This window comes from Rhodospirillaceae bacterium (assembly GCA_018660465.1).
GTDB lineage: Bacteria > Pseudomonadota > Alphaproteobacteria > Rhodospirillales > JABJKH01 > JABJKH01.
Map to the genome: position 1 here is coordinate 91,080 of JABJKH010000084.1, position 26,232 is coordinate 117,311.

Below are 26,232 nucleotides of genomic sequence, written 5' to 3' on the forward strand. Positions count from 1 at the left end.
GGTTCGTTAAATCTAAATAAACATCTTCATCCTGAGGAGCCGCGACAGCGGCGTCTCGAAGGACGATGAGTAAAGCACTAATTACTTGGCCGCACCCCAAAATCCCGCAACCGCCACGGCACTTCTTCCAACGTTGCAATCACCGCCGCCCCTGCGTCCGTCAGGGCTTTTGCCTTGGCGGAAATGGTTTGCTTGTCATTACCAATCATAGCGGCGGCGTGACCGAAGCTGATGCCCGGGGGATAGTTTTCTTGGAAGCGTCCGGCTAATAATGCAATAACTGGTTTCTTCATACCATTGGCCACCAAGTGTTCGGCGACTTCCAGTTCGTTGTCGGTCCCGGTTTCACCGAACAGGATAATGGCGTCGGTGTCCGGGTCTTGTTCAAACAGGCGCACGTATTCCACCATTGGCGTGCCGGTGATCCAGTCGCCGCCCATGGCGAGGGCTGTTGATATACCATAGCCGTCTTGCTTCATCGCCAAGCCGATTTCGCCTGTTAATCCGCCAGAGCGAGAACAGACACCAATCCGACCGCGAGGATAGAGGAAGTCTGAGACCTCGCCACCAATGCCGCCAAGCTTGGCCTCTCCGGCAGACAGTACCCCGGTCGTATTAAATCCGACGAGCCTTGCACCCTTGGCTTCGGTCAGCGCGCGGAAGTAAGCCGCTTGTTGGCGGGAGATTCCTTCTGACGTGCCGACGATCAATTTTATGCCAGCCGCGACTGCATCTTCGACCGCGCTTGGAACGGCAGCAGCAGGAACGTAGAGCACTGTCGCCTCGGCCCCGGTTTCAGCAACGGCGTCCGCAACCGTGTCAAAGACAGGAACGCCACGAACGTCCTGTCCGGCTTTACCAGGGGTCACGCCAGCCACAACGTTGGTGCCGTAATCTATGGAAAATTCAGTGTGGCGTCGGCCTTGGGTGCCGGTGATGCCTTGGATCAAAACTCGGGTAGCGCCATCGACAAGGATACTCATGATGCCGCTCCCTGATCCAACTCGCTTGTGAGCTTGATGATCAGCCGCACAGCATCCTCTACCGGAGTCGCGTGGGGCAGATAATGGATGCCCGGCAGGTCTTCACAAACTTTCCTCGCATCGGGCTCCCCCGGTCCAAACATGCGAATGACCACCGGGAATTTCTTTAGGTCTACATTGCGTTCCGTAAGCAACTCCGCCACTGGAATCACCCGTCTATCAATGCGTCCCATTTGCTGGAAATGCCAGCTGACCAATAGACCCCGAACATTCGGATTGTCCAAAATCGCTTCAGCCAGGACCCTGACCTTATCCGCATTGACGGTGGAGGAATCTGTGTGGTTTGCCGGTCGCCCCCCTTCGGCCAGCATTAGGTCATGCTCGATCACGCCCATACCGCCGCCGCCGACATACAGGCCTATGTCGCCATCCAATTCGGTATAGCGCATCATGCCGCCGGGCAAGTTGATGTTGGCTTCCGCCACGCGGCGTTCGCGCTCATTCAATTTGCGTCCCAGGCTCACCATGCCGCCACTGTCTGTGTGCAAAAACATCGGGTCTTCCAATGCCATCATGGTGCCGACCAATTGCACGTCTCCATTGCCATCTATAGCGACGGGGTTAAGTTCCAGAGTCAGAGCACCTTGGTCGCGAAAGACTTCATAGAGTGTTTTTGTCACATCACCGAGTTTGCGTAGGTGTTCGTCGGCGACGCCTGCCTCGCGCCAATACTCAGTAGCAGCGTCCGCCGTGACACCGACCAAGGGATCAATATCCTTCATCACTACGGCTTCTGGATTGGTGCGAAAGGTGTCTTCAATATCAACCCCGCCTTGGCGGCTGATGAGTAATTTGGGAGGGTAGGATTCTATCGCAAACGACAAATAAAATTCGTCGGCAATCGCCACCCGTTCTTCGATGTAGACCTGATCCACTTGAAAGTCGTGGATGATTTGGCCGAGCAATTTTTCTGTGGCTGCAGCGGCGTCATCAGGCGCATCGATCATATGAACCGCCCCGGCCTTTCCGCGCCGTCCTGTCGGCACCAACGCTTTCAACACTGATCCACTTTCAAAGCGTGCCGCAGCCGTACGAGCCGCAGCCGCACTTGAAACAGCTTCACCCGTTGGAACCGGCAGCCCGGCTGCTTTCAAAATTTCCTTGGTTTCGTCTTCGGTCAGTCGCCGCACGTAAGAGTTCCTTCTCTACTTCTTTCGTTCATTAAACGCCGCGATCCCTTTTAGTCGACTTTCAGAAGATGAAATTCGATCATGGTTTTCGGCTTCCATTTTTAAGCCTGAAGTCAGGTCGGTCTGCAAGCCATCGTGAATGACTTGTTTCACAGTTCGCACCACTTCGGTTGGATGGGCCGCAATTTTTGCCGCGATGGCGATTGTAGCCGGGAGCAGTTCTTCCCGAGTGAATAGCCGGTTTACCACCCCCCATTCAGCCGCTTCCTCCGCGCTAAAATGCTCCCCCGACAAAATAACTTCCTTGGCGCGGGCTTCGCTGGTCAGGCGCGGAAACCGTTGGGTCCCACCGGAGCCCGGAAAAAAACCATGCCGAATTTCCGGCAGTCCGAATTTTGTATCTTCGACCGCATAGGCGAAATCCGACCGCATGATCATTTCCACCCCACCCCCCATGGCAAGACCGTTTACGGCGCAGATGATTGGGATCGGACAGGCTTCCTGCGCCCGGTTATATTCGCGAAAGACCACACGCTGTGATTGCCACTGTTCGTTGGACATGCCGTTTCGTTCTTTCAGGTCGCCCCCCGCAGAAAACGCGCGTTCTCCGGCGCCCGTCAAAACCAGGCAATTGATATCGCCTAAGACACCCGTTTCCATGGCTAAGAACACATCCCTGAGTTCCCCCGCCAAAACCGTATTAACCGCGTTCATGACCTCAGGCCGGTTCATCGTCGCCACGCCGACATTGGGTTCGGGCTCTTCAAAAGTCAGGTGCTTGAAATCAACCATGCTCTGTTTCCAAGAAGTCGCGCAGCACGTCCGCCATTTTTTCCCAATCAGTTTCAGGGGCCGCATGGCCGTCGTCGCTGTCGATGATAAACGTCGTTGCTTGATTGACTTTTTCAACAATAGGCGGCGCGACATCGGGCGGATAAAGGGTGTCTGACCGAGACAGAATGTACAGCATGGGGGCGGTGATTTTCGCCACCTTATCGGTTACATCAAACCGCATCGCTGTCTTACGCAGCGCGATGAGAGAATTCGGATCACATTGATCCGCCCAAGTTTGCGCCTCATCATCTAACGCTTGCTCGACCTTCGCTGCGTCGTTCAGGTCTTCCATAAAAGCGTCAGCGACACCTAATTCTCGGTTCATGTCGATGCGAAAGGCGACCATGGCGTCACGGATTTCGCCTTCGCCTTCACCCCCGTAAAAGTGACCGCCGTTCCAGCCTTTGCGTGCGGCGAACGGTTTTTCCAAATCTACTAGGACTTGCGCGTCGCCCCGCCCCTTTGGCGCACTTGCCACCGGGATGATCCGCTCTACCTTTTCAGGCCGACTCATCGCCCACTCAAATGTCAGATGGCCGCCGAAGGAATAGCCCACGACGGCCGCCAATTCGCGAATACCCAAGTGTTCTGTTAGTAAAGCCTGGGCATTGACCATGTCGCCGACGGTGACATCAGGGAAGTCTGGGCCGTAGGGCTTGCCGGTTTCGGGACTGATGCTTTTGGGTCCCGTGCTGCCTCGGGCAGAACCCAGCATGTTGGAACAGACAACAAAAAATTTATCCGTATCCATCGCACAGCCTGATCCGATTAGGCCCTGCCACCATCCGCCTTCTCCCCCCGCATGACAGCCTTCCGTATAGCCGTGGCAGACCAAAATTGCGTTATCACCCGAAGGATTTAAACGCCCCCAAGTTTCATAGGCGAGGTCCGCATTCTGAAGTCGCCCACCGAGTTCCAGGTCTAGTTCATCAATGTTAAAATTTTCAGGCACGGTCGACTCTGCACAAGAGGGATTTGAGATTTGTTTGCTCGGAAACTGGATCACGCTGAGTTCTATCGGTTAGAAAGTTCACCGACTTCCATGGATGAAATGGTTGGCGTTCGTCCCAACCGATGGGTAGGAAAACCGCGTGATCGCGAATGCCGTTGGTGATCCAAGCGACGGCTTCAACCGAGCCATGCGACGTCGCGACGCGAACTTTATCGCCGTCTTCGATGCCGCGTTCTTTGGCACGGTCTGGATGGATTTGGCAATACATATCCGGGCACATTTCCTGGGCCTGCCAGAAATAATGGGTCCAACTGTGGAAGTGGGCCGCGGATGCACGGCCCGTGACCAATTCCAGCTCGAACCCTTCGGCGCGAAGCTTCTGTCCCGGCGTATCATTGCCGGGCGACACCAGCCGCCCTGGTGACCCGGACGTCGGGGCCGGGTGGAAGGGATTGATGACACCTTCGCCGCCATCGTCTTGCAATAGCTCGACATAAGGGAGATCAATCCGCTGTTCGCGTTCAGAATAAAAAATCGGCAAGGCGGAAAGCCCCATGGTTTGGAACTTTGCTTCCATCTCTTCGGTCCAGAATTCGAGCTTACCCGAGGGTGTTGGAAAACGATGGCCGTCGGGTTTACCCACCGCCGTGGTGCCTTCCTGGTACAAGGTATCAATCTCAGGCGCGTCTTCGGTGGCGACAGGGAACCGAACCCAGCGATACGGGTTTGAGTGTAGACGTTTCTGGGTGACGCCTTTCAGGTGCAAATTATCTTTGATGCAAACCTCATCCCAGAAAAGTGCTGAGTCTTTGTATTCCTCTTTCAGCACATCGTCGAAGCCCAAGCGCTTGCCAAGTTCGATCCAAATCCAGCCGTCCGGTTTTGCTTCGCCGGGGGGATCAATCAGGCGATCAATCCAGACGATGCGCCGGTCATCATTTGTGCGCCCGATCTCGCCTTTCTCAATGCCTGCTGCTGCCGGCAAAACATAATCCGCAAAGGCAGACGTCGCATTGGCAAATAATTCAATATGAACAATCAGGTCGAGAGCCTCGAAGGCCTCGCGGACCGTATTCTGGCCTGGCCATTGGCCGAAGGGATTGTTGCACGCAATCATCGCCTTCATCGGGTAAGGCTTACCGATGCGCATGGCTTCGGTCCAACCGGACGGGCTTTTCCGAATTTTAGGTTTTTTGATTTTAGGGCGACGGTCAGCGGGGGCATCTGGCGCAATCGGCGGTCCGGCAGTCATGTTGAAATACGCACCGCCCGGCCGGCCCCAATTGCCGGTGATCGCGGCCACAAACATCAAGGCCCGGTTGGTTTGAGTTGAATTGGTATGCTGGTTGATACCGCGCGACCCGAACATGATGCAGCCATCCGCTGCTGCTATTTCTTCGGCTAGTCTGCGGATGTCATCAGCGGAGAGGCCCGTAACAGGAGCCGCCCAATCTGGCGAATAGCCTTTTTCAAAAATCAGATCGCGCCAGTTCTCCCAACCAACAACCCAGTCTTCGCAGAATTCTTTGTCTTGCAGCCCTTGGTCCAGAATGTGGTAAGCCAACGCCAACGCCAACGCCATGTCAGTTCCGGGGCGCACGCCCAACCACCGGTCCGCCTTAGCCGCTGTTGGCGTCAAGCGTGGGTCAATCACCACCATTTTTGCGCCATGCTTGATGCGCCAATCATTGATCATGCCGAAATAGACGGGTCGGGTTTCGGCCTGGTTATCGCCGAAATAAACATACAGTTCGGCCGAACCCATATCGTTTTCGGTATAACTATTGCCAGAGCCAATGGCTCCTTGGGTCAACTGATAGGCGACTGATTTTCCGGCGGCACAGAATGGGTCGGTGCCTTCCAGGTTGGGCGTGCCGAATAGCTGGGCAAACAAGCGCACATATGCTGCTCTGGTGATGATGCCGGTGCGGGTACCCGCAAACAAGCCGAGGGCCTCAGCCCCGAATTCATCGCGAACGGCTTTCAGCTTGTCGGCAATTTCGTCGAGCGCTTGATCCCAGAAGATGGGTTCGAACTTTCCTTCGCCGCGCGCACCGACACGCTTCAAAGGTCGTTCCAGGCGTTTATCGCTGTTATAAAGCTGCAAGGTCATTTGCGATTTCGCACAGACCTTCCCCTTCAACAACGGGTCATCTTCGTTGCCCGTAATGCGGACCAGCTTGTCGCCTTTGAAATGAAACTTGGTGCTGCAGCAATTGAAGCAGATGTTACAGCCGCCGGGCTCCACCCGATCTGGTTCCCGGTCGGGCCGTGCCTCGCGGTAGGGAAAGCTGGGAGATTTTTTCTGGAAGACACCTTGCGCAACAGGTGAGTCCATAAACTTAGGCCGCCGGACTTGTTCTTTATCAATCGGGCGCAGGCCATCGATGCGGTTATCTCGGGGCAGCGCATCCAGATAAACCGTCGCGGGATTTAGCAGAAAATGGTCTTGGTCCCGCACCGTGCGATTTTCTTCTTTAGCCTGGGCCAGGTGATCGTTACGATCTCCAAACGAAATAGCATAACCCGGGCAAACGCTGGAACACGCCGGGATAAGGTCCTTTTGTCTTCGGTCATGACAAAGGTCACATTTAACCGAATGATGATCTTCCGCGTCATACCCCATGGCCCCATAGGGGCAGGCAATGACACATTCGCCGCAGCCGGTGCAACGGTTCTCCATCACCCGAACGACGCCAGTTTCCGGGTCTTTTTCAATCGCCTTTGGATTGACTGGGCAGGCGCGAAGACAGGCAGGTCGGTCGCAGTGCTGACACGTTACGGTTAGGAAATCAAAAGCGCCGCCGTCCGGGTCGCCCAGCCACGCGACTTTATTTCGAAATTCACCCGGTCCCAGGCCATGTTCTGCCTTGCACGCCGCCTCACAGCTTTTGCAGCCAATGCAGCGTTCCAGGTCAATCATCAGGGCCAAGCGATTTGAAATATTGTTCATCGTGCTCACCATGCCGCCAAATGCCACCAAGTGATGTCGCCATAGTCGGCAACATACCCAGCGAAGAATGTTACGGTAATGATATGAATGATAACACCCAATACGAACAAAGCCGCAAGTGCACGATGCACCATCCACCAATAGCCTTGCATTACGGACACAGCTTCACGAGTTCCCATAAGCGCATTTTCTTCCGCCACCAGCTTGGCATAACGCCAAGACGATATGGGTTTCGAACGCCAATGGCCCGGACGCAGAGAAAAAGTTCCCTCGTTCGCACTGGGATCAAGTGCGCTTAGAAGAGTTTGTTTTTGGTCGATCAGGGCCTGCAATCGGGTTTTATCCAGCTTCGGACCATCGGCCGAAAAGTTTTTGTGCTTTTGGGAAAACGTCGCTGATATCTGGCGCGACAAGCGTACCCGCGCCCAAATTCCCAACGCCATCAATCCCAAGATCGCCAGATACAAAAGCGCCGGTGGACGGGTCAGATTCCCCGTCCCATGCACCGCAACCAACACTGCCCCCGCACAGGCGCAAATTACGTGAGCGATGTAGTAAGTAGGGGCGCGGTCCCCGCCACCGCCGCGCTTAACTGCGACAAAGAGCACAGAAACCAATAGCAACAGCGCGCCCGCAACGCCCGTTAAGTACAATTCAGGACTTCCGGCTTTCCGCCAAGCCTCCGGCAAACCGGGAAACAGCGCGACATAATACACCGCCACCGCCACCAAAACGGCGATGCCGAGTGCTTTTAGCGGCGCGTTTCCAAGAACCGGTCGATTCTTAAAAGCCGTCTGTTCGTCGGGGAGTGATCCATCCATTGCGGTGAAAATGTATCCTCTTTCGGGACCCTAGGAAAAGGCTTTCCGCTTAAAAAATTATTGCTTTTTGGGAGCCACGTTTAATAGTCGCGGAGTTATTTAAAAAATTAGGAACGAACATGCCAAGTACGGTCGAGACACTCGTCGAGTCATTTCAAGAAGCTGGCACGCCTTTTATGGTAGGCCACCCTGGCGGAGAATCAGTTGAACTGTTGGACGCGGCGCGGCGCGCCGATATGCGGTTTATCCTGATGAAACAGGAATCCGCTGCCGCCATGATGGCTGCAACTTGGGGTGAAATCACTGGCTCGCCGGGTGTTTGTCTTTCAACCTGCGGACCTGGGACTGCAAACATGACAAACGGCATTGCGCACGCCTGGATGGATCGCAGTCCGCTGATCGCTGTGACGGGGCAATATGCGTCACACGTTTATGAGACCGGGCTCCGGCAACGTATGGATCAAAAGGCCCTGTTCGCGCCGATCACCAAATATAGCATGTCGATCAACAGTAAAACCGTGAGCCATCAAATTCGCCGCGCGATGCGGATCGCGACATCCCACGCGCCCGGCCCCATTCATTGTGATTTGCCAGAAGATCAATCCCTACTGGACGCGGGTGAAATGGTCGCCGATGCACCGCTGATGCCAAATGTTCTTTCGCTTGTGCCTGATGAAGAAGGTCTTACCGACGCGCTGCAAATGCTCAAAGACGCCAAACAGCCCATTCTGATTGTCGGGATGGGTGTCCTTTGGTGTGACGCGGCAGAGGAGTTGGTGGCGTTCGCGGAGCATCTAGGCGCTCCCGTTTTAACGACAACAAAATGCAAAGGCGCTATTCCTGAAGACCATCCGCTCCGCGCGGGTTGCATCATCGGCGGCTTGATCGAACGAAAGCTGATCAACTCATCGGACTTGATTGTAACCCTCGGCCTCGATGGCATCGAACTTCAGCCCAAGCCGTGGCCTTACACGCTGCCGGTTCTGTCCTTGGCCAGCGTCCCGAATTTGGATGCCGTCATTCCGTCCACGATGGAAGTCATTGGTGATTTAAAAGTTCTGTTATCGAGCTTGACTGAATTTGTTTCTGAAGGGTCCGGTTGGGGCGAAGCCGCCGCCGATAACTTTCGCACTCAAGTCTCGGCGGCCCTGGATGTCCCAACCAAAGGACTGTCGCCGCAGAGCGCGCTGGAAGTGGTCAATGCGGTCATGCCACGAAATACGGTTGCAACGTGTGATGCCGGGGCCAGCCGATTGTTGGTGGTTCAGAAGTGGGAATCGTACGGCGCGAAAGACTTCCTCACTTCGAACGGATTGGCCACCATGGGCTACGCCATTCCAGGCGCGCTCGCGGCACGCATGGCGCATCCGGATCGACCGGTTATAGCATTCACCGGAGACGGCGGGTTTTTTATGGCAGTGGCCGAACTGCAAACCGCAACGCGAGAAAATCTGCCGATCATTGTCCTGGTGTTCGATGATTCCGAAATTGCACTGATCAGAGTGAAGCAGGAAGTGAAGGGCGTGACACCCTACGGTATCGGATTAGGCGGCGTCGACTGGGTAAAAATAGCCGAAGGATTTGGCGCTGACGGCGCGGTTGTTGATACAGATCATGCTTTGGGTGACGCCCTCAAAGCCGCCTTAAAATCAGGCCGCACGACCGTCATCGCAGCACGCATTGATTCGTCGTGCTACGTTGATCAATTCAACGCCTTACGGGAAGTCTAAAAATTAATTTGCCAGAACCGGCGCTTCACCCTGCAGCATAACCCGGTGCAGATAGCGCCGTTCCGACGGATCGATGCCGGCAGATCCTTGGTGCAAGGTGCTGCGGTTATCCCATACCAAGACATCACCCTTCTGCCACTTGTGGCTGTATTGAAATCGGGGTTGGATGCAATGGTCCAATAGTTCCTTAAGAAGATCAGTTGTTTCCTTTTCAGAGAGTCCTTCGACTTCTTCCATACGCATATCATTGAGATAGAGCGCCTTGCGACCCGTGTCCGGGTTTAACCGAACCAGCGGCTGCCAAACGCCTGGACTGCTATCTTCCTGTTCCTTGGTGCGAACGCCCATCTTACGGGGTGCGCGACTGGCTTGATAGACGTGCAGCACGCGGCGACCATTTATGAAATCTTTCATATCTTCCGAAAGCGCATCATAGGCCGCATACATATTTATAAATTGGGTGTCGCCGCCTTTGCTGGGAATATCAATCCCATACAGCATCGTCGCTTTCGGTGGTTCCGCAATATTGGAATGATCGGTGTGCCACGTCAGTCCGCGACGTTGGGGCACAATGCCGCCAACGCGCTTGTCATGGGCGTCGCTGGTGAGGGCCTCGACTTCCTTTTGACCGGGCAACAGATAGTTCGTCAGGATCGGAGCAACGGGAGTCCCTAAGTAACCGGCCCCCTTCAAAAATGCGTCGGGAGAGTCAAAGTTTTGCCCACGAAAGCAGGCGACTAAATTGTCCACAAAGGTTTTGTTGATGGCTGATTTGGTTTCGTCATCGAGAGTCTGGGTCAGATCAATTCCTGTGACCTCAGCACCCATCGTTTCGTTCAGTTGATTTACTTCCATGACGCACTTTCAATTTTAAAAATGGTTCCCAACAGTGTGGCGGACCAGAATTAATCGTCAAGGGATTTGGCGCCAGAATGGTATGGAAATAGAACACTAGCACGCACTAATAGATTCGGGTATGGTCACTTCGAACATAAGGGAGGGGAGAAGAATTTATAAAAAATTCACTCTCCAGTGAGCGTCTCACTTTTTCCCTTAAAATTTTAATTGTTTTCTTAGTCGGGAGGACTGAATGAAGAACAAATTAGTATACGGCCTTACGGTCGGCATTGGTGTTATCGCGGCGGTCGCGGCTTTCACCCCAAAAGCAGCAGAAGCGGCTGGCACAGCACCAAAATGTAGTACGGCCAAGCTGATCGTGCCTTGGAAGGCCGGCGGCGGCACCCAGGTGATCTTCGCGATCTTTGAAAAAGTCGTTAAGTCGATGAACATCCCTTCCAAGATCAAACTGGTGATGATCCCAGGTCAAGGCGGCAACAAAGGCGCCAAAGAAGCAGCCAAGTCCAAGCCAAATGGTTGCACGCTTTTCGCCATCCACCAGAGCGCCGTTACCAGCTATCTCAAGGGCCGTATTCCTTATCACTACAACAACTTCGAAACCATTGCGTTGTTGACCTCGACGCCAGATATCGTTGGCGCCTCGAAAAGTGTTCCTTGGAAAAACTTCAACGAGTTTAAGAAAGCCACACTGGCAGCTCCCGGCACCGTCAAGGTTGGCGCAACCTTCGGGTCTACCAGTCAGTTCTATTGGTTGGTCCTGGAAGACTTGACCGGTATGAAGTTCAAGTTCGTTCCTTATGACGGCACCCGCGAGCGGATGACGGCCATCCTTTCTGGCGCCATTGATATGGGCGGACTTAATGTTGCATCGGGACGGAAGTATCTCGAAAAGGGCGATCTTAAGGGTTTCGCTATTGCGTCAGCGAAGCGCTCCAAGCACTTGCCGAACATGCCAACTCTGAAAGAACTTGGCGTTGATATGATTTATGCTCTGCAACGCGGCATTGTCGCGCCAAAGGGAACACCAAAGCCTATCATCGAGTATTGGGCTAGCGTGTTTAAAAAGGCTGCTGCCGATCCTAGCTTCTTGAAGCAGATGGACGCGAAGGGAACCGGTGTTGAATACGTCGGGCCTGATGGCTACCGCAAGTGGGCAAACAAGATGTATAAAGACCACGAAAAGCTTGCCATCAAAATTGGCATGTGGAAGCCAAAGAAATAAGGACAAAAGACGAAGTTAGTTTGAATTCGGCCCGGGCCATTAAGCAAGGCCTGGGCCGTTTTCGATTTTTCCATTTTTTGTTCCAGGGGAGATTTCATGCAGCGTCTTAATCGTGACGCCGTCATCGCCATCGGATTACTGATATTTTGCGGCGTTTTTTTCTGGTCTAGTTTTGAAATTAAAGTAACTAATTATGGCGTCTTAGAGCCATCGACATGGCCGCGGGTGATTATCGGCGTCATGTCATTCCTGTCTTTGATTTATCTGATTCAATCCCTTCAGGGAAATCCAGCAGTCGCGACAGCAAAAAAGTCCGACCGCGACCCCGGATTTAAGAGTTGGCTTGTTTATTGGCGCAACCCGCTTTGGTGTTTTGGATTATTTTTTGTATATCTAGCTCTCCTTCCAATTCTCGGCATGCTTATTGACGGGATACTTTTTGTCTTTGTCCTGATGGGTGTCCTGGGCGGCTGGGACGGTCGGAAGCCTTTAGTTCACCTAGGCATTTCCATACTCGCCATCGGTTCCATGTGGAGCCTGTTCACCTTTGCCCTCGAAGTGATTTTGCCCCCCGGCATTTTCATGGACCCATTTTAGGAAGCTGGCATGGTTATCGATAACATAATTGCGGCCCTCGACGTGCTGGTCAACGGCCATGCCATGCTGCTCATGGCCGTGGGCGTATCTGCCGGTTTGATCGCTGGCGCAATTCCCGGCTTCACCATTGCAATGGCCGTAGTGCTTACCCTGCCGTTTACCTTTGCTATGCCTGCGCATTTAGGGCTGGCGACCATGGTGAGTGTTCTCGTCGGTGGCCTGTCAGGTGGCCTGATGGCGGGGATTTTAACCGGCATTCCTGGCACGCCATCGTCAGTGGCGACGACCTTCGACGGCTTTCCCATGGCCAGAAATGGCGAGCCTGGCTTGGCGCTCGGCATCGGTGTGTGGTCGTCGTTTTGTGGCGGTATCATTAGCGCCATACTTCTGATGACCATGGCACCTCAGCTTGCCAAGATCGGTCTCGAATTTAATCCGTGGGGCTATTTTATGTTGGTGATCTTTGCGCTCACCATCACCGCTAGTTTGGCCGGCAAGAATATGATCAAGGGACTGATCGCCGGTGCCTTGGGGCTGTTGCTCAGAACAGTTGGCGAAGATGAAGCGGCTGGCATGGCCCGGTTTGATTTTGGCTCCGACGTGTTGCTTGGCGGCTTCGACTTCATTGCTGTCCTGATTGGCCTATTTGCCTTTTCTCAGTTGTTGAATGATGTCCGTGATCCGGAAACAGCACGAAAGTCGCTAACCCAGCGTGGGACAGTTCACGTTAAGATCGAACACCGCCGTGCCATCCGCGAAATCGCGAAGCGCTGGACCGTTGTTGTTCGGTCTTCGCTGATTGGGGTGTTCACTGGAATTCTACCCGGTGCTGGCGGCTCCATCGCCAACATTCTCGCCTATGACCAAGCTAAGAAGGCATCGCCCTATCCAGAAAAATTTGGCACCGGCATCGCCGACGGAATCATCGCGCCAGAGAGTTCCAACAACGCTGTTGAAGGCGGCGCGCTGATTATATTGATGGCCTTGGGCATTCCCGGCGACGTGACCGCGGCAATCATGCTTGGCGCGTTGCTGATGAATGATGTTGTTCCCAGCCCATCGTTCATCACGGAAGAGCCGGTGTTGGCGTATTCTATCTTTATCTCATTTTTCATCGCCACCTTCATGATGCTAGGGCTGCAATCTTTCATGCTCAGAATTTTCGTCCGGGTCACCCGCATTCCGATGTACATGCTGGCGAGCATCATTCTCGGCTTCTGCGGCATCGGCGTGTTTGCACTGCAGAATGTTACCTTTGATCTATGGACGTTACTGTGGTTTGGGATTCTCGGTTTTCTCATGCGGCATTTCGGCTTCCCGCTGGCGCCGATGATTTTGGGCGTGGTGCTGGGTAATATTGCTGAATTGAACCTATCGCGCGCCTTGGCCATTACCCCGGATCTTACGCCCTTCTTCACCCGGCCATGGTCGCTGTTCTTTATGATTATCGCGATATTCTCCGCCTTGTTCCCCCTGTTCCAAGGACACCGAAATCAGAAAAGGTTCTGGACCTTGTTCTATTTGCCGGCGGCATGTTTCGCGATTTCTTTGCCGCTAATTATGATGGGGGGCACGGTCCGACCGACACTGGCGGTGATCGTGTTCTGCTTTGGTGCTTATCAGTTGTGGCAGCGCAAGCAAAACGGCTGGCAATTTGAGGCGGACCAAGAGACCACTTAATTCCCTGAAACAGAATCCACCTTACCAAAAATCTCATTTAATTTCTTGAGATTATCGTCCGACAACGGCCCCTTTTCGATAGCAGCAAGATTTTGTCGCAGATGTTCAACATTGCCGGTGCCAGTCAGAAGGACTGAGACGCCGGGTTCATGCCGACAGAATCGATAACACGCTTCAATGATACTTTCCGCGTCACCGCTTTCGACAAGAAAGCCGATGGGATCATTCTGATCGACCGTCGTGGGATCGATCTGTCCTTCCTTGATCAGGTCCGCAACAATATCCCGAAGTGCCTTCTGGTCCTTCAAGACCCGGCGCACTGCATACATATTCAGAATACCGATATCATTTTCAATTGCAGGCGCAAGAACACTCTCCCTTGCGGACGGATTAAGAATACTGAACCCAGGCATAAACACATCCCAGCATGAGTCTTCAAATGCACGGGCTAACATTTCATGTTTCATATCTTTGATGAATCTTTCGGTCAGACCGAGGAAACGAATTTTCCCTTGCTCTTGGAACCGCAACATAATCGGCACCAATTCTCGCAGGCAATGTTCATACTGATCTGGCATCACCACATGAAGATGTAGGATATCCACATAATCGGTCCTGAGACGCGAAAGGCTATTTTCCAGCTTTTCCCTAAGTTGATCAGCGCTAACAAAATCCTGACCAAATTGAGAAACACCCGGCGGGGTGATATTCAGCTTGGTCGAAATAACGACCTTATCGCGTCGCCCCGTTATAGCTTCACCGATGATATCTTCGGTGCCATACGCTTCTGCCGTGTCTACAAAATTAACCCCAAGGTCCATCGCTTCCCTGACCACTGCGACCGAGTCTGCGCGATCAGCACCATATCCCTGGCCCAACCGACTGTAACCGCCGCCACCTAATCCGGCGATGCTGACCTTTAGTCCTGTTCTGCCCAACGTCGTTGTTTGCATCTTTTCCTCAATTTAGATTCTAAATTCGCTATTCATCCAACCTGATATTGTTTTGCCTCTAGGACAATGTATTATCCGTTTTAACTTCAGTGAAATATCACACAAGGAAAAATCATGGATCTCGGAATTAAAGGTAAACGTGCAATCATCTTAGGTGCCAGCAAAGGAATCGGCTTTGCATCGGCCAGTGCTTTGGCGGCAGAAGGCGTCGATGTGGTGCTCAGCGGTTCTAGCATGGAGCGAGCGGAAGCGGCAGCAGCTAAAATCACCGATGGAAAAGTCGTGCCAATGGTTGGTGATGTTTCCAACCCTGACAATATGAACACGCTTTACGAAGACGCAAAGAAAGCGCTCGGTGGTCCAATTGATATTCTGTTCAACAATCACGGTGGCCCGGCGGTCGGAGCAGCACTTGATTTAGACGAAGCCGAACTGATTAGCGAATTTAACAAAATGGTCGTCAGCATCATCCGTCTGACCGGCCTGTGCGTGCCCGACATGATTGCCCAAAAGTGGGGCCGAATTATTGCTGTTGGTTCTTCCGGCGTGGTTCAACCCATTCCCAACATGGTGCTGTCCAACACCCTTCGCGCGTCCACGGTTTATTACATGAAGACCTTGGCCAACGAAGTCATTAAAGATGGCGTTACGGTCAACATCGTATCACCGACCCAAGTTTTGACGGATCGCACCCGGTCTTCAGCAGCGATCAAAGCCGAAAAAGCGGGTATTTCCGCAGAAGAATTCTTGGCCAACCAGGAAAAAGGTTTGCCGGCAAAACGCTTTGGCGACACCAAGGAATTCGGCGGTCTCGTCGCGTTCTTGTGCAGCCAATACGGCGGATATTGTTCCGGCAGCAATTGGCGCGTTGATGGCGGCATGGTCAAAAGTATTGTCTAACGGGGGTTTATCTCAGCACTGATGACAGCGCCCTCTCTTCCATCAAAGATTGCCTCGCTGGATGCGTTCCATTTCAAGGTCCCGCTGGAGACCCCGCGCATAAATGCGTTTGGAAAAATGACGCATCGTCCGGCGCTGATCATTCGCTTACGAGATGAAGACGGTGCGGAGGGTTGGGGCGAGTGCTTTTCCAACTGGCCCAGCTTTGCGGCTGAACACCGCTACAATATCCTGACCGAAATTATGCGGCCTCTTCTGGTGGGGCAGCATCTGGAAACGCCGGAAAAGGTTTCGGCTTATCTGGCCCAGCGCACCCGTATACTGAGGGTTCAGTCTGACGAGCAGGGACCCTTTGATCAGGCTGTTGCCGCCGTGGATATCGCGGCGTGGGACCTAGCGTCGCGTCGGGCGGGTGTGCCGCTTTGCCAAATGCTGGGGGGATCAGGGACCGATATTCACGTACCTGCCTACGCCAGTGGCCTTGCGCCAGGAACTGCAGCGAATACTGCTGAGAAGGCATTTGGCATGGGTTTGCGCGCGTTCAAGCTCAAAGTTGGCTTTGGTCATGACGCGGATGTCGCGGAACTGCAAAAAGTACGCGATGTGATCGGTCCTGACTCGCGCCTTATGGTCGATGTTAATCAATCCTGGAAAATTGACCAAGTCGAGTCAGGTATTAAAGCATTTGAGCAATTTGATCTTGGCTGGGTGGAAGAACCGATCCCTGCGGATTCCGATTTAAAAGAATTCGCAAAAATTGCCGCCAAAAGTTCCATCCCGATTTCTGCGGGTGAGAACGTTCGGGGAATTGAGAACTTTGTTGAACTGATGACCACGGGCGGCGTTTCGGTCATTCAGCCGGACATTATAAAATGGGGCGGCTTGAGCGGATGTCGCGCCGTCGCCCTTGAGGCCCTGAAGCGCGGACGGCGTTATTGCCCCCATTACCTGGGCGGGGGCATTGGATTGGTGGCAACAGCACACCTTCTGGCTGCCGTCGGCGGCGACGGACTTTTGGAACTGGACGCGACGGATAACCCTCTGCGGGAATTGCTGGCTCAACCATTTCCAGAATTGCTAAATGGCGACTTTCACCTTACGACAGAACCAGGACTTGGTGTCGCGCCTGATATGAAGGCACTTAAGCCCTATCTGATTTCTGGCTAAGATTAATAACAAAGGAAAAATCAATGGCAAATGAAACAACGTCTGAAGGAAAAGCACTGGCTGACGAAATTGCAAAGCGACGGGGGAGAGTTTATCCCGCCCACCAATTCATTGCCGAACATTTCCCGGATTATATGGAAGCGTTGCTGGAGCTCGACACCGTCATCCGCGGAAAGGAAAGACGGTTTGACGAGAAAATGCACGAGCTGTTTCACATTCTGGCATTAGCCGTCGAGACATCCAACCCACATAATCAGCCGCATCTAAAGCAGCACCTAAAAAAGGGCATCTTGATGGGCCTTGAGCCAGTTGAAATTGCCGAAGCGCTGATGGTTTGCGTTAACCCGTGCGGAGCCAAAGTCCTGACTTACGGCGTCACCTGCATGCTTGAAGCGCTTGAAGAGATTGAGGCGGAGAAGGCCGCAGGCTAAAGCGTGCCGAAGACTTCTTCCGCCACCGCATGAACCCTATCAAGAGCCTCCTGACTGCGCGCCAGGACTTCAGGACCAAACGGTCCAGGGCCGCGTACATAGGCGGCGCGCAATCCTTCGAACACAGCCAAAGCGTCCAGCAATCCGCCTAGCTGATCATCTAGCCCCGCCAAGACTCGATCAGGGTCTGGGCAGCGATCAATGTACCAGGAATGTTCAAAATCAAATTCGACGCTGGTTAATCCTTTTGCGTGAAAAATCGCATTGGTCCAATGGGTGCAGGTATGCATCCCCGCCCACATGATGGCTTCGTAGTCTTCTACCGGGTCAAGACGCGCAGCCGATACCGCAAAATGTGCCGCTTTGGTTAGGTGCAATTCAGGAGTCACGTCGCACCTCCGACCATTCTCTATCGCTCGCTGCATCGCCGATCACGTCGAAAAATATCTGCTTTGCAGTGGCAAAATTCTGTAGACAACCATCCGCTACCTCTTGTTCAAAGGGCGCGCCGCCGCGTACATAAACAGGCCGTAGTTTTTCCAGATCGGAAAGTGCATTCATACCTTTGTTGATGGCATCACTGGGCGATTTCCGATGATATTCCATGGGCGGGCGAACCGTATGAGATTGGTCCGAATGGCCGTGGGTGACGCCTTCCACGTGCAGAGCTGCATTAAACAGATGGGTGGCCGCCAACACGCAAAGTTCAATCACCATTTCGAAGTCATCGGATGGATCGAGCTTTCTAAGCGATGCTTCGAGACGCTCTGCTTTCAGAATATGTTCACGGGGCCGCATGATTTATAGATCTAATTTAAGCAGCCGCTGCAATGTTCCGTTCATGATCATTTCAAGATCATCGTCGCTTAATCCTGGCGTGCTTAGAAGATGTGCCACTGCGTTCACGTTGGCCATGCCCGCCGGATGGTCGGTGCCCAGAACAAGTTGGCTCACACCGCATTCGTTGATCAGGTGCGTTAGGTTTTCCGTACCATAGACCAGGGTATCGAAATAGAGCTGCTTTAAGTATTCACTCGGTAGTTTTTTCTCAACACCGCGTCCCCCGCGATCATTGCTGTTGTGGCCATGATCATAGCGCCCGATGTAGGACGGCAACGTACCACCTCCGTGTGCACCAACAATTTTGAGACCCGGGTATCGATCAAGTGTTCCTTCGTAAATCATATGCGAAAGCGCAACCGTCGTATCCAGAGGATTGCCGATGACATTGGCGAGAAAACCCTTACCCTTCAATCGATTAGCGGCCTCAGGAAAATGCCGAGGATGAATAAATATCACCACATCGAGTTCCTCAGCCTTCGCCCAAAACGGATTGAACTTTGGATCAGCGAGTTCTTCGCCGTTGATGTTTGCCGTTAACATTGCACCGCGAAGCCCAAGGTTTTTAACCGCGTGTTCCAGTTGCTGGGCTGCGAGTTCTGGATGCTGGAGGGCGACAACCGCAAAGGCAGAAAAGCGATCCGGATAGGTGGCACAAATCTCCGCCAACTTCTCGTTCTGAACTTTGACCAGTTCCTCGGCGAGGTCTCGTTCGGCCCAGTTGAAATGCTGAAACACGGTGACGCTGAGGACCTGCATATCAAAGCCCATGGCGTCCATTTCTTTGATCCGGGTCGGAATATCGGCAACGCGAATTTTATCAGGATCGTCGTAGGGCGCATGCCCTTCCATTTCGGGCTGCCCCTGAACCAAGGGCCAGGCATCAATGATCTGGCAATGGGCATGCACATCAATCGCCAGCATCCGCTTGCCGTTGATAATTAAGGGACGATGGGTGTGGCTTTCCAACGATGTTGGATTGCGATCAAACGCAGGCTTGTCCGCGTGGTAAGTTAATTCACACCCAACAAACTCGACGCCACTGCTTGTATCCGACATAGAATTTTTATCCTTTAGAAATCGCAACCGGCAAACCGGTACGGGCTGATTCATCGATGGCCAAGGTCACTTCAACGGTTAAGCGACCTTCCTGCACCGTGGTGTGACCCGTCGGTGTACCCATAACCAAATGATCCAGCCACGTCCGCGTTTCATTCGCTATCGGCCCCCAGAAATCCCCCAAGGCCCAATCTCCTGATGAATTCGTCTGCATGAAGACCATGTCGGTCTTGTGGTCCGGCACGTAAGCGTGCGGTGACCCTTTATCAGTAAACAGCAGGCTGTCCTTGTTATCGGCATCTAACAGGATGACGCCGTCTTGGCCGATGATTTCGAAGCGTGAGCTTTGGCCGTTGGAAGGGTACTTTGCCGGCAAGGCGTAGCATACGCCCAAGTTCACCACGCAGCCGTTCTCGAACGTGATGATCGCCCACGTGACATCCTCAGCATCATATCCCATGCCCTTAAATATCTTGCCGTTAGCCCTGGCAACGACTTCAACCGGACGAATCCCTTCCATAAACCAGCACGCCATATCAACGTAGTAGGTCAAGACATCCATAACTGGGGTGGCTTCCGGCGAACGCTTAAGGATTTGAAGCATTTGTGTGCGGGAGTTGTAAACCCGAGATTGAATGCCAAGAATTTCACCAAGTCGACCCTGGGCAATATGCTCCTTAGTCAGCATCCAGCGGCGGTCATGACGCCTGGAATATCCAACAACGACTTCGGTTCCTGTTCTTTCCGACGCTTCGACGATCTTGTCGGCATCTTCAATCGTCAGCGCCACCGGCTTCTCAAGAAAAACCGGCTTGCCTAACTCAATTGCCGCGAGCACAGCTTCCAAATGGTCATGCTCTGGCGTCGAAACAAAGACGGAGGTAACACTCGGATGCGCGATGACTTCCTGGTTATCGCCACTGGCGAGATCAGCACCAACGGCTTGTTTCAGAACATCTGCACGGGTCGGGTCTTTATCAGAAACTGCGAGAAATTTTACCGATGGGTGGCGCGCTGACATACTGGCGCGCAACGTTCCAATCCTTCCCGAACCAACAACCGCGACGCCGAGTTCTTTTTCACTCATGATCATTCCACCAACATGATTTCATATATTCTACGTACTGATCGACATCGATAACCGCACCTTTTGCACCCTTATCAACACTCTTTTGATCTTCCAGATCAATCTCCAAGATATCGGTAAACCGGTTCCAATAATTGGTGTAACCGATGGCGTGGGTCAGTTCGATAATCTGGGCAGTCGAATAATACTTTTTAAGTTCTTCCAATGCTGGGCGGTGTTGCGGCGGATTGCCAGGGCTACCTTGGTATTGCTTCTCTGTCATGATCACAGCCCAGCGGATGGCGGCTTTCTCTGCATCGCTAAAGTGCGCAGAATTCTCGTAGTCGCCGTCCAGCGCCTCTACCATTTCGTCCGTAATTTCCAGCGCTCGACCGAGCCCTATACGATGCGTCGTTCAATAATTACACGAATTCAGCATCGAGGTTTTCATTGTCGCCAGCAACCGGGGGCGGACCTCCAGATTGCCGGTAATTTCCTTGCGCTGAGTGGCGACGATAAAACCATAAAGAACCTGCGCGATCCGTGGTGAATGTGCAGAGACCCGATGCGCGTTCGCAAGCCTGCCGAACAGGCGGGCAGCATTCTTGAAGAGAACCCGTTGTTCCGGGTTTGCTTCCTCATCAGTGATGGCTGGAATGAGGGACATTTTGTTTGTCTCCTAACTTTAAGAAATCGGCGGCCAAATACGTTTGGCAAGATTGGGCGAGCCCGGCGCATGGTCAAGCAATCGGACGACATCATCGGTCCATTGTTCCATTTCAGGATTGTCACTTTCATGATCAACGAACTTTTGATTGCGCGCATCAGTCGATATGAATTCATAAAGGATCGCGTGCTTAGCCCACCCGGCGACGGATACCAATTTCCGTACCGCCAGCGTTCCATCCAATTTTGACAAACGCGGCAACCGCCATTTCGCGTACCAGGCGGAAAGTTCGTATTCGTGTAGGCCTTCCATCGCATTAAAACTGCCCATTTGGATGCACGGTGCCAAAGCGTATTCTCCGTCCCTCGTATCGGCAGCAGGTCCAATACAACGCGCCACTTCGGTCATAATGTTGACCCGTTCTCCTTGGCGCATGGCGATCATGGCTTTGCCTTTGTCATCCAAGGCGTCATGAATTTCATCTGGATTTGGATCAACGAAGGCATGTGCATCCGCAGCACCAAAGATAAGAATGTAACGATCACCGGCAGGAATATCTGTGTTCTTGGTATTCTTTAGGCGACCCTTTTCACCGGACAGCGTGACGTTGTATTCAGATGCATAGTGGGCGGCGTAAAGATATCTGGAATCTTCCAAGCGTTTTGGAATGTACTCACCATGCAGCCATTCCAAGTAGTCGTCCCGGCCCTCTTCCGGCAGGTCGTACCACGTAATCCACAGACCGTGGTCCATATCATTTCTCCTAAATTCTAAAAAAATAGGGAAGGTATGAGGCTGTCTAAAGCCCCATACCCTATCCCCATTAATAGACGCAGAGGCTACATTTTCTTCTTATATTTTAGGCCATTAGCTTCAAATAGCTTGCCATAGAAATTGTAGGTATCTCTGTATTTTTTCGTCAGTTCCGGTCCATCCAACGGAATGTTCTGCTCACCAAAACGCTTCAACAACCGCTTGAAGGTTTTGTCCTTGGATGTTTTGCGCAGGGCTTTAACCAGAACATCTAACTTGTCCTTTGGTGTTCCGGCAGGAGCCGCGAAAACACGCCATGAAAGATATTCGTAGTCGATCCCAAGCTCATGCAACGTCGGCACGTTCGGCAACAACTTGCTGCGCTTCGGTGTCGCCATGGCGAGAGCACGTGCCTTGCCAGCTTTGATCTTGGATAAGGCCCCACCCGTCGTCGGCGTTGCCATGGCCATATCAACGTGACCACCCCACATGGCATTAAAGGCTTTTCCACCGCCGCGGAACGGAACGTGTTTAACTTTGATGCCAAGACCTCTGTTAATTTGCAGAAGCATCATATGGCTGGCACCGGCTTGACCGGATGAACTCATGGTCAATTTACCAGGAGCCGCCTTTGCCGCAGCGGCAAATTCTTTCAGCGTCTTCCACGGGCTACTGGCTTTAACAACAACCATGGTTGGCGCATAGTTGACTTGATAGAACGGGATGAAATCCTTCAACGTATCAAAGCCCATGTCCTTGCCATGTGCTGCAATGGCGAAGTGAGAGCCGGTGACCAATCCGATGGTGTAGCCATCAGGCTTGGCATTTTTTAGCACGTTCATGCCAATTTTTCCGCCGCCGCCGGATTTCATCTGAATGATAAATGCTTGGCCGAGATAGGCGGGAATAACACTCGCCACTGCGCGTGAATGAAGATCGTGGGAACCGCCTGCGCCCGTGGCAATAATCACCTTAATGGGTTTGGACGGATATGTGTCAGCTGCCACTGGATTAGCGGCGGCTGCCGACAGCAGGGCAACACCAAGTGCCGTACTGAGTACTGAAGTCTTATTGATTACCATTACTTCCTCCTGTTTGGTCGGTTATGTGAAAAATTTTTATTATTCGACCCTTATTCTAGTTTCGGGGGTCGTTTAAAAATACTAACCGTAAGCAACGCAAAACTTACCAAAATAAATCCTGCCGATATAGGTCGCGTCACGAAAATGTTAAAGCTACCATCCGACAGCACCAGCGCCTGTTTCATCGCCTCTTCGGCCATGGGTGCCAGAATAAACGCAATGACCAAGGGTGCCATAGGAATTCTAAGCTTCCGTAGGAAATATCCAAACACGCCAAAGCCTAACGCCATCTGAACGTCGACCATATTATTTCTATAAATATAAGCGCCAACGATACAAAACAGCAAGATCACAGGCAGCAGGATTGATGATCGGACGGTAACCAGCCGGGCGAACAACGGGGTCAACAGCTTGCCCTGGATCAGCATGATTGGGTTGCCGAGCAAGAGCAGGAAGAAAATTCCGTACATCGTGCCGGTTTGTTCTGTAAATAGCTCAGGTCCGGGCCTGAGACCTTGCGCAATGAAGGCCCCCATTAAAATAGCGGCCGACGCATCGCCCGGAATACCGAAGGTTAAGGTTGGAATCAGGTCCGCGCCTGCAACGGAACTGTTTGCGGCTTCTGATGCGGCAATGCCTTCGTAGCTGCCTTTACCAAATTTTTCCGGTTCCTTGGAAAGTCTTTTGGCTATTCCATAGCTCGTGAATGTTGCAATTGCGGCACCCGCACCAGGAATCGCCCCAATAATAGTGCCAATTATCGATGCACGTGCAATCGTTCCCCCTGAACGCCAAAGCACGATAAGCTTAAGGGGCACGCCGCCCTTCAGTCCGGCCATTGGGTGGGGCGCGGACAACTGAGAGATTTTTTTCTCCGACTGGATCATCACTTCACTGATGGCAAACAGCCCGATCATCAAGGGTACAATGCCGATCCGCTCGGCCAGACTGTCGATACCAAAGGTAAATCGCTCCGCACCAGACACGATGTCCAAGCCGACAAAGCCCAAAATCATGCCAATCGTCGCCGCCAACAGTCCCTTCACCAATGAAGGCCCGGTTACTGACGAAATTACAACCAGCCCCATCAGCATCAGGGAGAAGAATTCTGTCGGCCCGAACTTAAGCGCTACCGCCGCCAGCGGGAACGCTGCCAAGATCAGCACGATGTCACTAAACGTATCGCCGATGGTGGATGAATAAAGCGCCATCTCAATCGCACTTCGCGACTGTCCTTGTTTGGAAAGCGGATAACCATCGAGACAGGTCGCCGCCGCCGGTGTCGTGCCCGGCGTATTCACCAGAATTGCCGGGATTGAACCACCGAACAAAGCGCCTTTATGAATGCCCAGAAGAAACGGAATCCCCAAAGTAGGAGCCATAAAGAAGGAAAACGGCACCAGGACCGCAATCGCCATAACACTGGTCAAACCAGGAATTGCACCGACCGTAATACCCGCAAAAACGCCAAGCGAAACCATCGCCAGGGCATCCCAGCTCAGAGCTAGATTAATACCCTGAATTACCGCGTCCATTTGTCACCCCTACTCAAAGAACACCCCTTCCGGAAGAATAATCTGAAATGATTGCCAAAAAAATTGATCCAAAATGATCGGCGCCAAAAGTGCGACCGGCACCACATAACGCCAATTTCGCGTGCCGTAAAAGATCATCATGACTGCTAAGAAAATGGGGGTCGTGAGCGCATACCCAAAATAGTCCAAGGCCAGGACATAGATCGCGGCAATGATAACGACGGAGCTAACTTGCGTCAGCGGGCGCTCGGACTCGCTATCAAACAAAGCCTCATTGTCTTGCCGCCTAAACCCTTGATAAACCAACAAAGCGCTAAACAAAGAAAAGCAAAGGATTGCGATGCGCGGGAAATAATCTGGTTGCAGCAAAGCAGATTCGTAGCCAACGCCACCGCCGCCAACTATTTGCGTGGGGATTAAGTAGAAGTAATAAACTGCACTGAAGACAAGAAACGCCACCCCCGTTCCAATGTTGACCTTCTGCATCACGACGCTTAACCCCTTGAAATCACCGAGAGAAACAATCTTAGGCACATTATTTTGTGTAAGAGCTTAGGCAGGAGTTCCATGCAGATGCAAGTTGGAACATCATACTCACGCATTCAATTTACCCAAAATTCGCTAAAATATATATATTTTGGACCAAATAATTATTATCCCCTACCCAGTTTTTGGGAGAAATATACATCCCACATATAGCGCCTCTGCCCCTCTCCGCCCATACATGTTGATTTTACTCTTAACTCACTGAATTTATTATCTTTTCTTTCATAAATGTTCGTGATTGTCTGACGATGAACTAGTTTGTACGCCCTGGGAGAAGACACTTTTGAGTGCTTCGTACAGAATCGGGACGGCGCTTTTGCTCGCCTGTCTTTTTGCGGCTGTTTTTGTCGCGGCGCCTGCACGCGCGCAAAATATCCCGCCGTCCGCCGAACCCGGTCAAATTCAGCGGCAACTTCAAAGACCCCGCCTGCCAAAATCGCTCATCAAACCGGTATTACCAAAACCCAAAGATCAAACGATCCCCACGGAAAAAGCGAAGAAATTAAAATTCCGCCTGCACAAGATTAAGATCAGCGGTGGCACAGTTTTTAAGGCTGAGGATCTCCTACCCCTCTATAAGCACCGACTGGGACGCGTTGTTTCATTGTTTAACATCTACGAACTAGCTGCAGCCATCACCGCCAAATACCGCAATGCGGGCTATATCTTGTCCAAGGCAATTCTACCGCCTCAAGAAATAAAAGGCGGCCACGTTCGTCTTCAAATCATCGAGGGTTATGTAAGCAGCGTCGTAATTCAGGGACAGCTTCGCGATAATCGAAACCTAATCGCAGGATATAGCAAAAAGATAACTCAATCGCGGCCGTTGAAAGCCGAAGTGTTAGAACGCTACCTTTTGTTAATTCGTGACCTGCCTGGACATCTGGTCGAATCTCTTTTGCGACCGTCGAAGAAAGTAAGCGGCGCCTCTGAACTTGTTGTCGTCGTCAAGTACAAGCCTTTCGATGGATCATTGACTGTAGATAATCGAGGCACCCGATTTGTTGGGCCAAGACAATTGTCTGCTAATTTAGTCGGCAACTCCGTTTTCGGGCTGGGCGGCACGACGGAATTCCGTTACGTGACGACGGGGCTTATTTCATACCGCAATCGGCGCGAGCTGAATTTTGTCGAACTTCAAACCCGTCACGTCATTACCAACGAAGGCACCACGTTGGAAGTTGGCGCGAGCCGAAGCTTCTCAAACCCTGGCTTTAGCCTGACTGACCAGGATGTTGAAAGCACCTCACGGAAAGTATTTGCCCAGGTATCTCACTGTCTAACGTCAGCGCCTATGGAACAAATTAGCGGGATTGCATAAGAGAGGATTTTTAGCTCATCGTAGTGACCGAAGGGAACGAAGATGAGACAGAAATCGCAGACACGTCAGACGGGTGCAGCCAAGGCAATCAA

26 protein-coding genes are annotated in these 26,232 nt (G+C 52.4%); 8 read left to right on the forward strand and 18 right to left on the reverse strand.

Going from position 1 to position 26,232, the window contains the following annotated elements:
* Positions 1–77: 77 nt before the first annotated feature.
* From HOM51_13455 to HOM51_13480, 6 genes are read right to left on the reverse strand one after another with little or no spacing between them, the layout of a single operon-like run.
* The gene (locus HOM51_13455; protein ID MBT5035514.1) at positions 78–983 is read right to left on the reverse strand and encodes a succinate--CoA ligase subunit alpha; all 906 of its coding nucleotides are present in this window, start codon (positions 981–983) and stop codon (positions 78–80) included.
* A complete protein-coding gene (locus tag HOM51_13460; GenBank protein MBT5035515.1) occupies positions 980–2,173 on the reverse strand; it encodes a hypothetical protein in 1,194 nt (397 codons plus the stop codon). Before HOM51_13460 ends, HOM51_13455 begins: the two co-directional genes overlap by 4 nt.
* Positions 2,174–2,188: 15 nt before the next feature.
* Complete coding sequence (locus HOM51_13465) at positions 2,189–2,965, reverse strand: enoyl-CoA hydratase (GenBank protein ID MBT5035516.1); 777 nt, start codon at positions 2,963–2,965, stop codon at positions 2,189–2,191.
* On the reverse strand, positions 2,958–3,959 hold the full coding sequence (locus HOM51_13470) for an alpha/beta fold hydrolase (GenBank protein MBT5035517.1): 1,002 nt from the start codon (positions 3,957–3,959) through the stop codon (positions 2,958–2,960). Before HOM51_13470 ends, HOM51_13465 begins: the two co-directional genes overlap by 8 nt.
* Positions 3,952–6,912: a molybdopterin-dependent oxidoreductase gene (locus tag HOM51_13475; protein MBT5035518.1), complete on the reverse strand. Its 2,961-nt coding sequence runs from the start codon at positions 6,910–6,912 to the stop codon at positions 3,952–3,954. The genes HOM51_13470 and HOM51_13475 overlap by 8 nt, the downstream gene beginning before the upstream one ends.
* A gap of 5 nt (positions 6,913–6,917) precedes the next feature.
* On the reverse strand, positions 6,918–7,733 hold the full coding sequence (locus tag HOM51_13480) for a hypothetical protein (GenBank protein MBT5035519.1): 816 nt from the start codon (positions 7,731–7,733) through the stop codon (positions 6,918–6,920).
* 119 nt (positions 7,734–7,852) lie between these two features.
* Between HOM51_13480 and HOM51_13485 the strand changes: the two genes are divergently transcribed.
* Positions 7,853–9,463: a thiamine pyrophosphate-binding protein gene (locus tag HOM51_13485; protein MBT5035520.1), complete on the forward strand. Its 1,611-nt coding sequence runs from the start codon at positions 7,853–7,855 to the stop codon at positions 9,461–9,463.
* A gap of 3 nt (positions 9,464–9,466) precedes the next feature.
* On the opposite strand, the gene HOM51_13490 is transcribed toward HOM51_13485, so the two are convergent.
* The gene (locus HOM51_13490; protein MBT5035521.1) at positions 9,467–10,318 is read right to left on the reverse strand and encodes a TauD/TfdA family dioxygenase; all 852 of its coding nucleotides are present in this window, start codon (positions 10,316–10,318) and stop codon (positions 9,467–9,469) included.
* A 235-nt stretch (positions 10,319–10,553) separates the two neighbouring features.
* Here HOM51_13490 and HOM51_13495 point away from each other — a divergent pair, with 235 nt between their 5' ends.
* The 3 genes from HOM51_13495 (at position 10,554) to HOM51_13505 (ending at position 13,820) form a co-directional block, all read left to right on the forward strand.
* Positions 10,554–11,543 carry a tripartite tricarboxylate transporter substrate binding protein gene (locus HOM51_13495; GenBank protein MBT5035522.1) on the forward strand — a complete coding sequence of 330 codons (990 nt, stop codon included), beginning with the start codon at positions 10,554–10,556 and terminating at the stop codon, positions 11,541–11,543.
* 96 nt (positions 11,544–11,639) lie between these two features.
* Positions 11,640–12,140 (forward strand): tripartite tricarboxylate transporter TctB family protein, encoded by a 501-nt coding sequence (locus HOM51_13500; GenBank protein ID MBT5035523.1) that lies wholly within the window; start codon positions 11,640–11,642, stop codon positions 12,138–12,140.
* A gap of 9 nt (positions 12,141–12,149) precedes the next feature.
* Positions 12,150–13,820: a Tat pathway signal protein gene (locus tag HOM51_13505; GenBank protein ID MBT5035524.1), complete on the forward strand. Its 1,671-nt coding sequence runs from the start codon at positions 12,150–12,152 to the stop codon at positions 13,818–13,820.
* Here the strand turns inward: HOM51_13505 and HOM51_13510 are convergent.
* Entirely contained in the window at positions 13,817–14,773 is a 957-nt protein-coding gene (locus HOM51_13510; protein ID MBT5035525.1) for an aldo/keto reductase, read from the reverse strand. The genes HOM51_13505 and HOM51_13510 overlap by 4 nt on opposite strands.
* 114 nt (positions 14,774–14,887) lie before the next feature.
* On the opposite strand from HOM51_13510, the gene HOM51_13515 reads away from it, so the two are divergent.
* Genes HOM51_13515 through HOM51_13525 form a run of 3 tightly spaced genes read left to right on the forward strand, consistent with a single transcriptional unit; the run spans position 14,888 to position 17,271 of the window.
* Positions 14,888–15,673 (forward strand): SDR family oxidoreductase, encoded by a 786-nt coding sequence (locus tag HOM51_13515; GenBank protein ID MBT5035526.1) that lies wholly within the window; start codon positions 14,888–14,890, stop codon positions 15,671–15,673.
* Between the two features lie 21 nt (positions 15,674–15,694).
* Positions 15,695–16,840 carry a mandelate racemase/muconate lactonizing enzyme family protein gene (locus HOM51_13520; protein MBT5035527.1) on the forward strand — a complete coding sequence of 382 codons (1,146 nt, stop codon included), beginning with the start codon at positions 15,695–15,697 and terminating at the stop codon, positions 16,838–16,840.
* A 23-nt stretch (positions 16,841–16,863) separates the two neighbouring features.
* A complete protein-coding gene (locus tag HOM51_13525; protein MBT5035528.1) occupies positions 16,864–17,271 on the forward strand; it encodes a hypothetical protein in 408 nt (135 codons plus the stop codon).
* Here the strand turns inward: HOM51_13525 and HOM51_13530 are convergent.
* From HOM51_13530 to HOM51_13575, 10 genes are all read right to left on the reverse strand, one after another.
* Positions 17,268–17,660, reverse strand: coding sequence for a hypothetical protein (locus HOM51_13530; GenBank protein ID MBT5035529.1), 393 nt, complete (start codon positions 17,658–17,660; stop codon positions 17,268–17,270). The two genes, HOM51_13525 and HOM51_13530, sit on opposite strands and share 4 nt — an antisense overlap.
* Positions 17,650–18,069 (reverse strand): hypothetical protein, encoded by a 420-nt coding sequence (locus HOM51_13535; protein ID MBT5035530.1) that lies wholly within the window; start codon positions 18,067–18,069, stop codon positions 17,650–17,652. Before HOM51_13535 ends, HOM51_13530 begins: the two co-directional genes overlap by 11 nt.
* 3 nt (positions 18,070–18,072) lie before the next feature.
* The gene (locus HOM51_13540) at positions 18,073–19,170 is read right to left on the reverse strand and encodes an amidohydrolase family protein (protein ID MBT5035531.1); all 1,098 of its coding nucleotides are present in this window, start codon (positions 19,168–19,170) and stop codon (positions 18,073–18,075) included.
* A 7-nt stretch (positions 19,171–19,177) separates the two neighbouring features.
* On the reverse strand, positions 19,178–20,257 hold the full coding sequence (locus HOM51_13545; protein ID MBT5035532.1) for a Gfo/Idh/MocA family oxidoreductase: 1,080 nt from the start codon (positions 20,255–20,257) through the stop codon (positions 19,178–19,180).
* Complete coding sequence (locus tag HOM51_13550; protein MBT5035533.1) at positions 20,250–20,603, reverse strand: hypothetical protein; 354 nt, start codon at positions 20,601–20,603, stop codon at positions 20,250–20,252. Before HOM51_13550 ends, HOM51_13545 begins: the two co-directional genes overlap by 8 nt.
* A 48-nt stretch (positions 20,604–20,651) precedes the next feature.
* Positions 20,652–20,903, reverse strand: coding sequence for a hypothetical protein (locus HOM51_13555; GenBank protein ID MBT5035534.1), 252 nt, complete (start codon positions 20,901–20,903; stop codon positions 20,652–20,654).
* A gap of 18 nt (positions 20,904–20,921) precedes the next feature.
* Positions 20,922–21,656: a hypothetical protein gene (locus tag HOM51_13560; GenBank protein MBT5035535.1), complete on the reverse strand. Its 735-nt coding sequence runs from the start codon at positions 21,654–21,656 to the stop codon at positions 20,922–20,924.
* A gap of 86 nt (positions 21,657–21,742) precedes the next feature.
* Positions 21,743–22,738, reverse strand: a complete 996-nt coding sequence (locus tag HOM51_13565) for a tripartite tricarboxylate transporter substrate binding protein (GenBank protein ID MBT5035536.1) — start codon at positions 22,736–22,738, stop codon at positions 21,743–21,745.
* A 50-nt stretch (positions 22,739–22,788) separates the two neighbouring features.
* Complete coding sequence (locus tag HOM51_13570; protein ID MBT5035537.1) at positions 22,789–24,273, reverse strand: C4-dicarboxylate ABC transporter permease; 1,485 nt, start codon at positions 24,271–24,273, stop codon at positions 22,789–22,791.
* A 9-nt stretch (positions 24,274–24,282) separates the two neighbouring features.
* Positions 24,283–24,762, reverse strand: coding sequence for a tripartite tricarboxylate transporter TctB family protein (locus HOM51_13575; GenBank protein ID MBT5035538.1), 480 nt, complete (start codon positions 24,760–24,762; stop codon positions 24,283–24,285).
* 340 nt (positions 24,763–25,102) lie between these two features.
* Between HOM51_13575 and HOM51_13580 the strand changes: the two genes are divergently transcribed.
* Positions 25,103–26,140: a ShlB/FhaC/HecB family hemolysin secretion/activation protein gene (locus HOM51_13580; protein ID MBT5035539.1), complete on the forward strand. Its 1,038-nt coding sequence runs from the start codon at positions 25,103–25,105 to the stop codon at positions 26,138–26,140.
* Positions 26,141–26,232: the final 92 nt, after the last annotated feature.

Coding starts and splice junctions, on each gene's coding strand:
- HOM51_13455 (MBT5035514.1), bottom strand. CDS start 983: ATGAGTATCCTTGTCGATGGCGCTACCCGAGTTTTGATCCAAGGCATC.
- HOM51_13465 (MBT5035516.1), bottom strand. CDS start 2,965: ATGGTTGATTTCAAGCACCTGACTTTTGAAGAGCCCGAACCCAATGTC.
- HOM51_13475 (MBT5035518.1), bottom strand. CDS start 6,912: ATGAACAATATTTCAAATCGCTTGGCCCTGATGATTGACCTGGAACGC.
- HOM51_13480 (MBT5035519.1), bottom strand. CDS start 7,733: ATGGATGGATCACTCCCCGACGAACAGACGGCTTTTAAGAATCGACCG.
- HOM51_13485 (MBT5035520.1), top strand. CDS start 7,853: ATGCCAAGTACGGTCGAGACACTCGTCGAGTCATTTCAAGAAGCTGGC.
- HOM51_13490 (MBT5035521.1), bottom strand. CDS start 10,318: ATGGAAGTAAATCAACTGAACGAAACGATGGGTGCTGAGGTCACAGGA.
- HOM51_13495 (MBT5035522.1), top strand. CDS start 10,554: ATGAAGAACAAATTAGTATACGGCCTTACGGTCGGCATTGGTGTTATC.
- HOM51_13500 (MBT5035523.1), top strand. CDS start 11,640: ATGCAGCGTCTTAATCGTGACGCCGTCATCGCCATCGGATTACTGATA.
- HOM51_13505 (MBT5035524.1), top strand. CDS start 12,150: ATGGTTATCGATAACATAATTGCGGCCCTCGACGTGCTGGTCAACGGC.
- HOM51_13510 (MBT5035525.1), bottom strand. CDS start 14,773: ATGCAAACAACGACGTTGGGCAGAACAGGACTAAAGGTCAGCATCGCC.
- HOM51_13515 (MBT5035526.1), top strand. CDS start 14,888: ATGGATCTCGGAATTAAAGGTAAACGTGCAATCATCTTAGGTGCCAGC.
- HOM51_13520 (MBT5035527.1), top strand. CDS start 15,695: ATGACAGCGCCCTCTCTTCCATCAAAGATTGCCTCGCTGGATGCGTTC.
- HOM51_13525 (MBT5035528.1), top strand. CDS start 16,864: ATGGCAAATGAAACAACGTCTGAAGGAAAAGCACTGGCTGACGAAATT.
- HOM51_13535 (MBT5035530.1), bottom strand. CDS start 18,069: ATGCGGCCCCGTGAACATATTCTGAAAGCAGAGCGTCTCGAAGCATCG.
- HOM51_13540 (MBT5035531.1), bottom strand. CDS start 19,170: ATGTCGGATACAAGCAGTGGCGTCGAGTTTGTTGGGTGTGAATTAACT.
- HOM51_13545 (MBT5035532.1), bottom strand. CDS start 20,257: ATGAGTGAAAAAGAACTCGGCGTCGCGGTTGTTGGTTCGGGAAGGATT.
- HOM51_13550 (MBT5035533.1), bottom strand. CDS start 20,603: ATGGTAGAGGCGCTGGACGGCGACTACGAGAATTCTGCGCACTTTAGC.
- HOM51_13555 (MBT5035534.1), bottom strand. CDS start 20,903: ATGTCCCTCATTCCAGCCATCACTGATGAGGAAGCAAACCCGGAACAA.
- HOM51_13560 (MBT5035535.1), bottom strand. CDS start 21,656: ATGGACCACGGTCTGTGGATTACGTGGTACGACCTGCCGGAAGAGGGC.
- HOM51_13565 (MBT5035536.1), bottom strand. CDS start 22,738: ATGGTAATCAATAAGACTTCAGTACTCAGTACGGCACTTGGTGTTGCC.
- HOM51_13570 (MBT5035537.1), bottom strand. CDS start 24,273: ATGGACGCGGTAATTCAGGGTATTAATCTAGCTCTGAGCTGGGATGCC.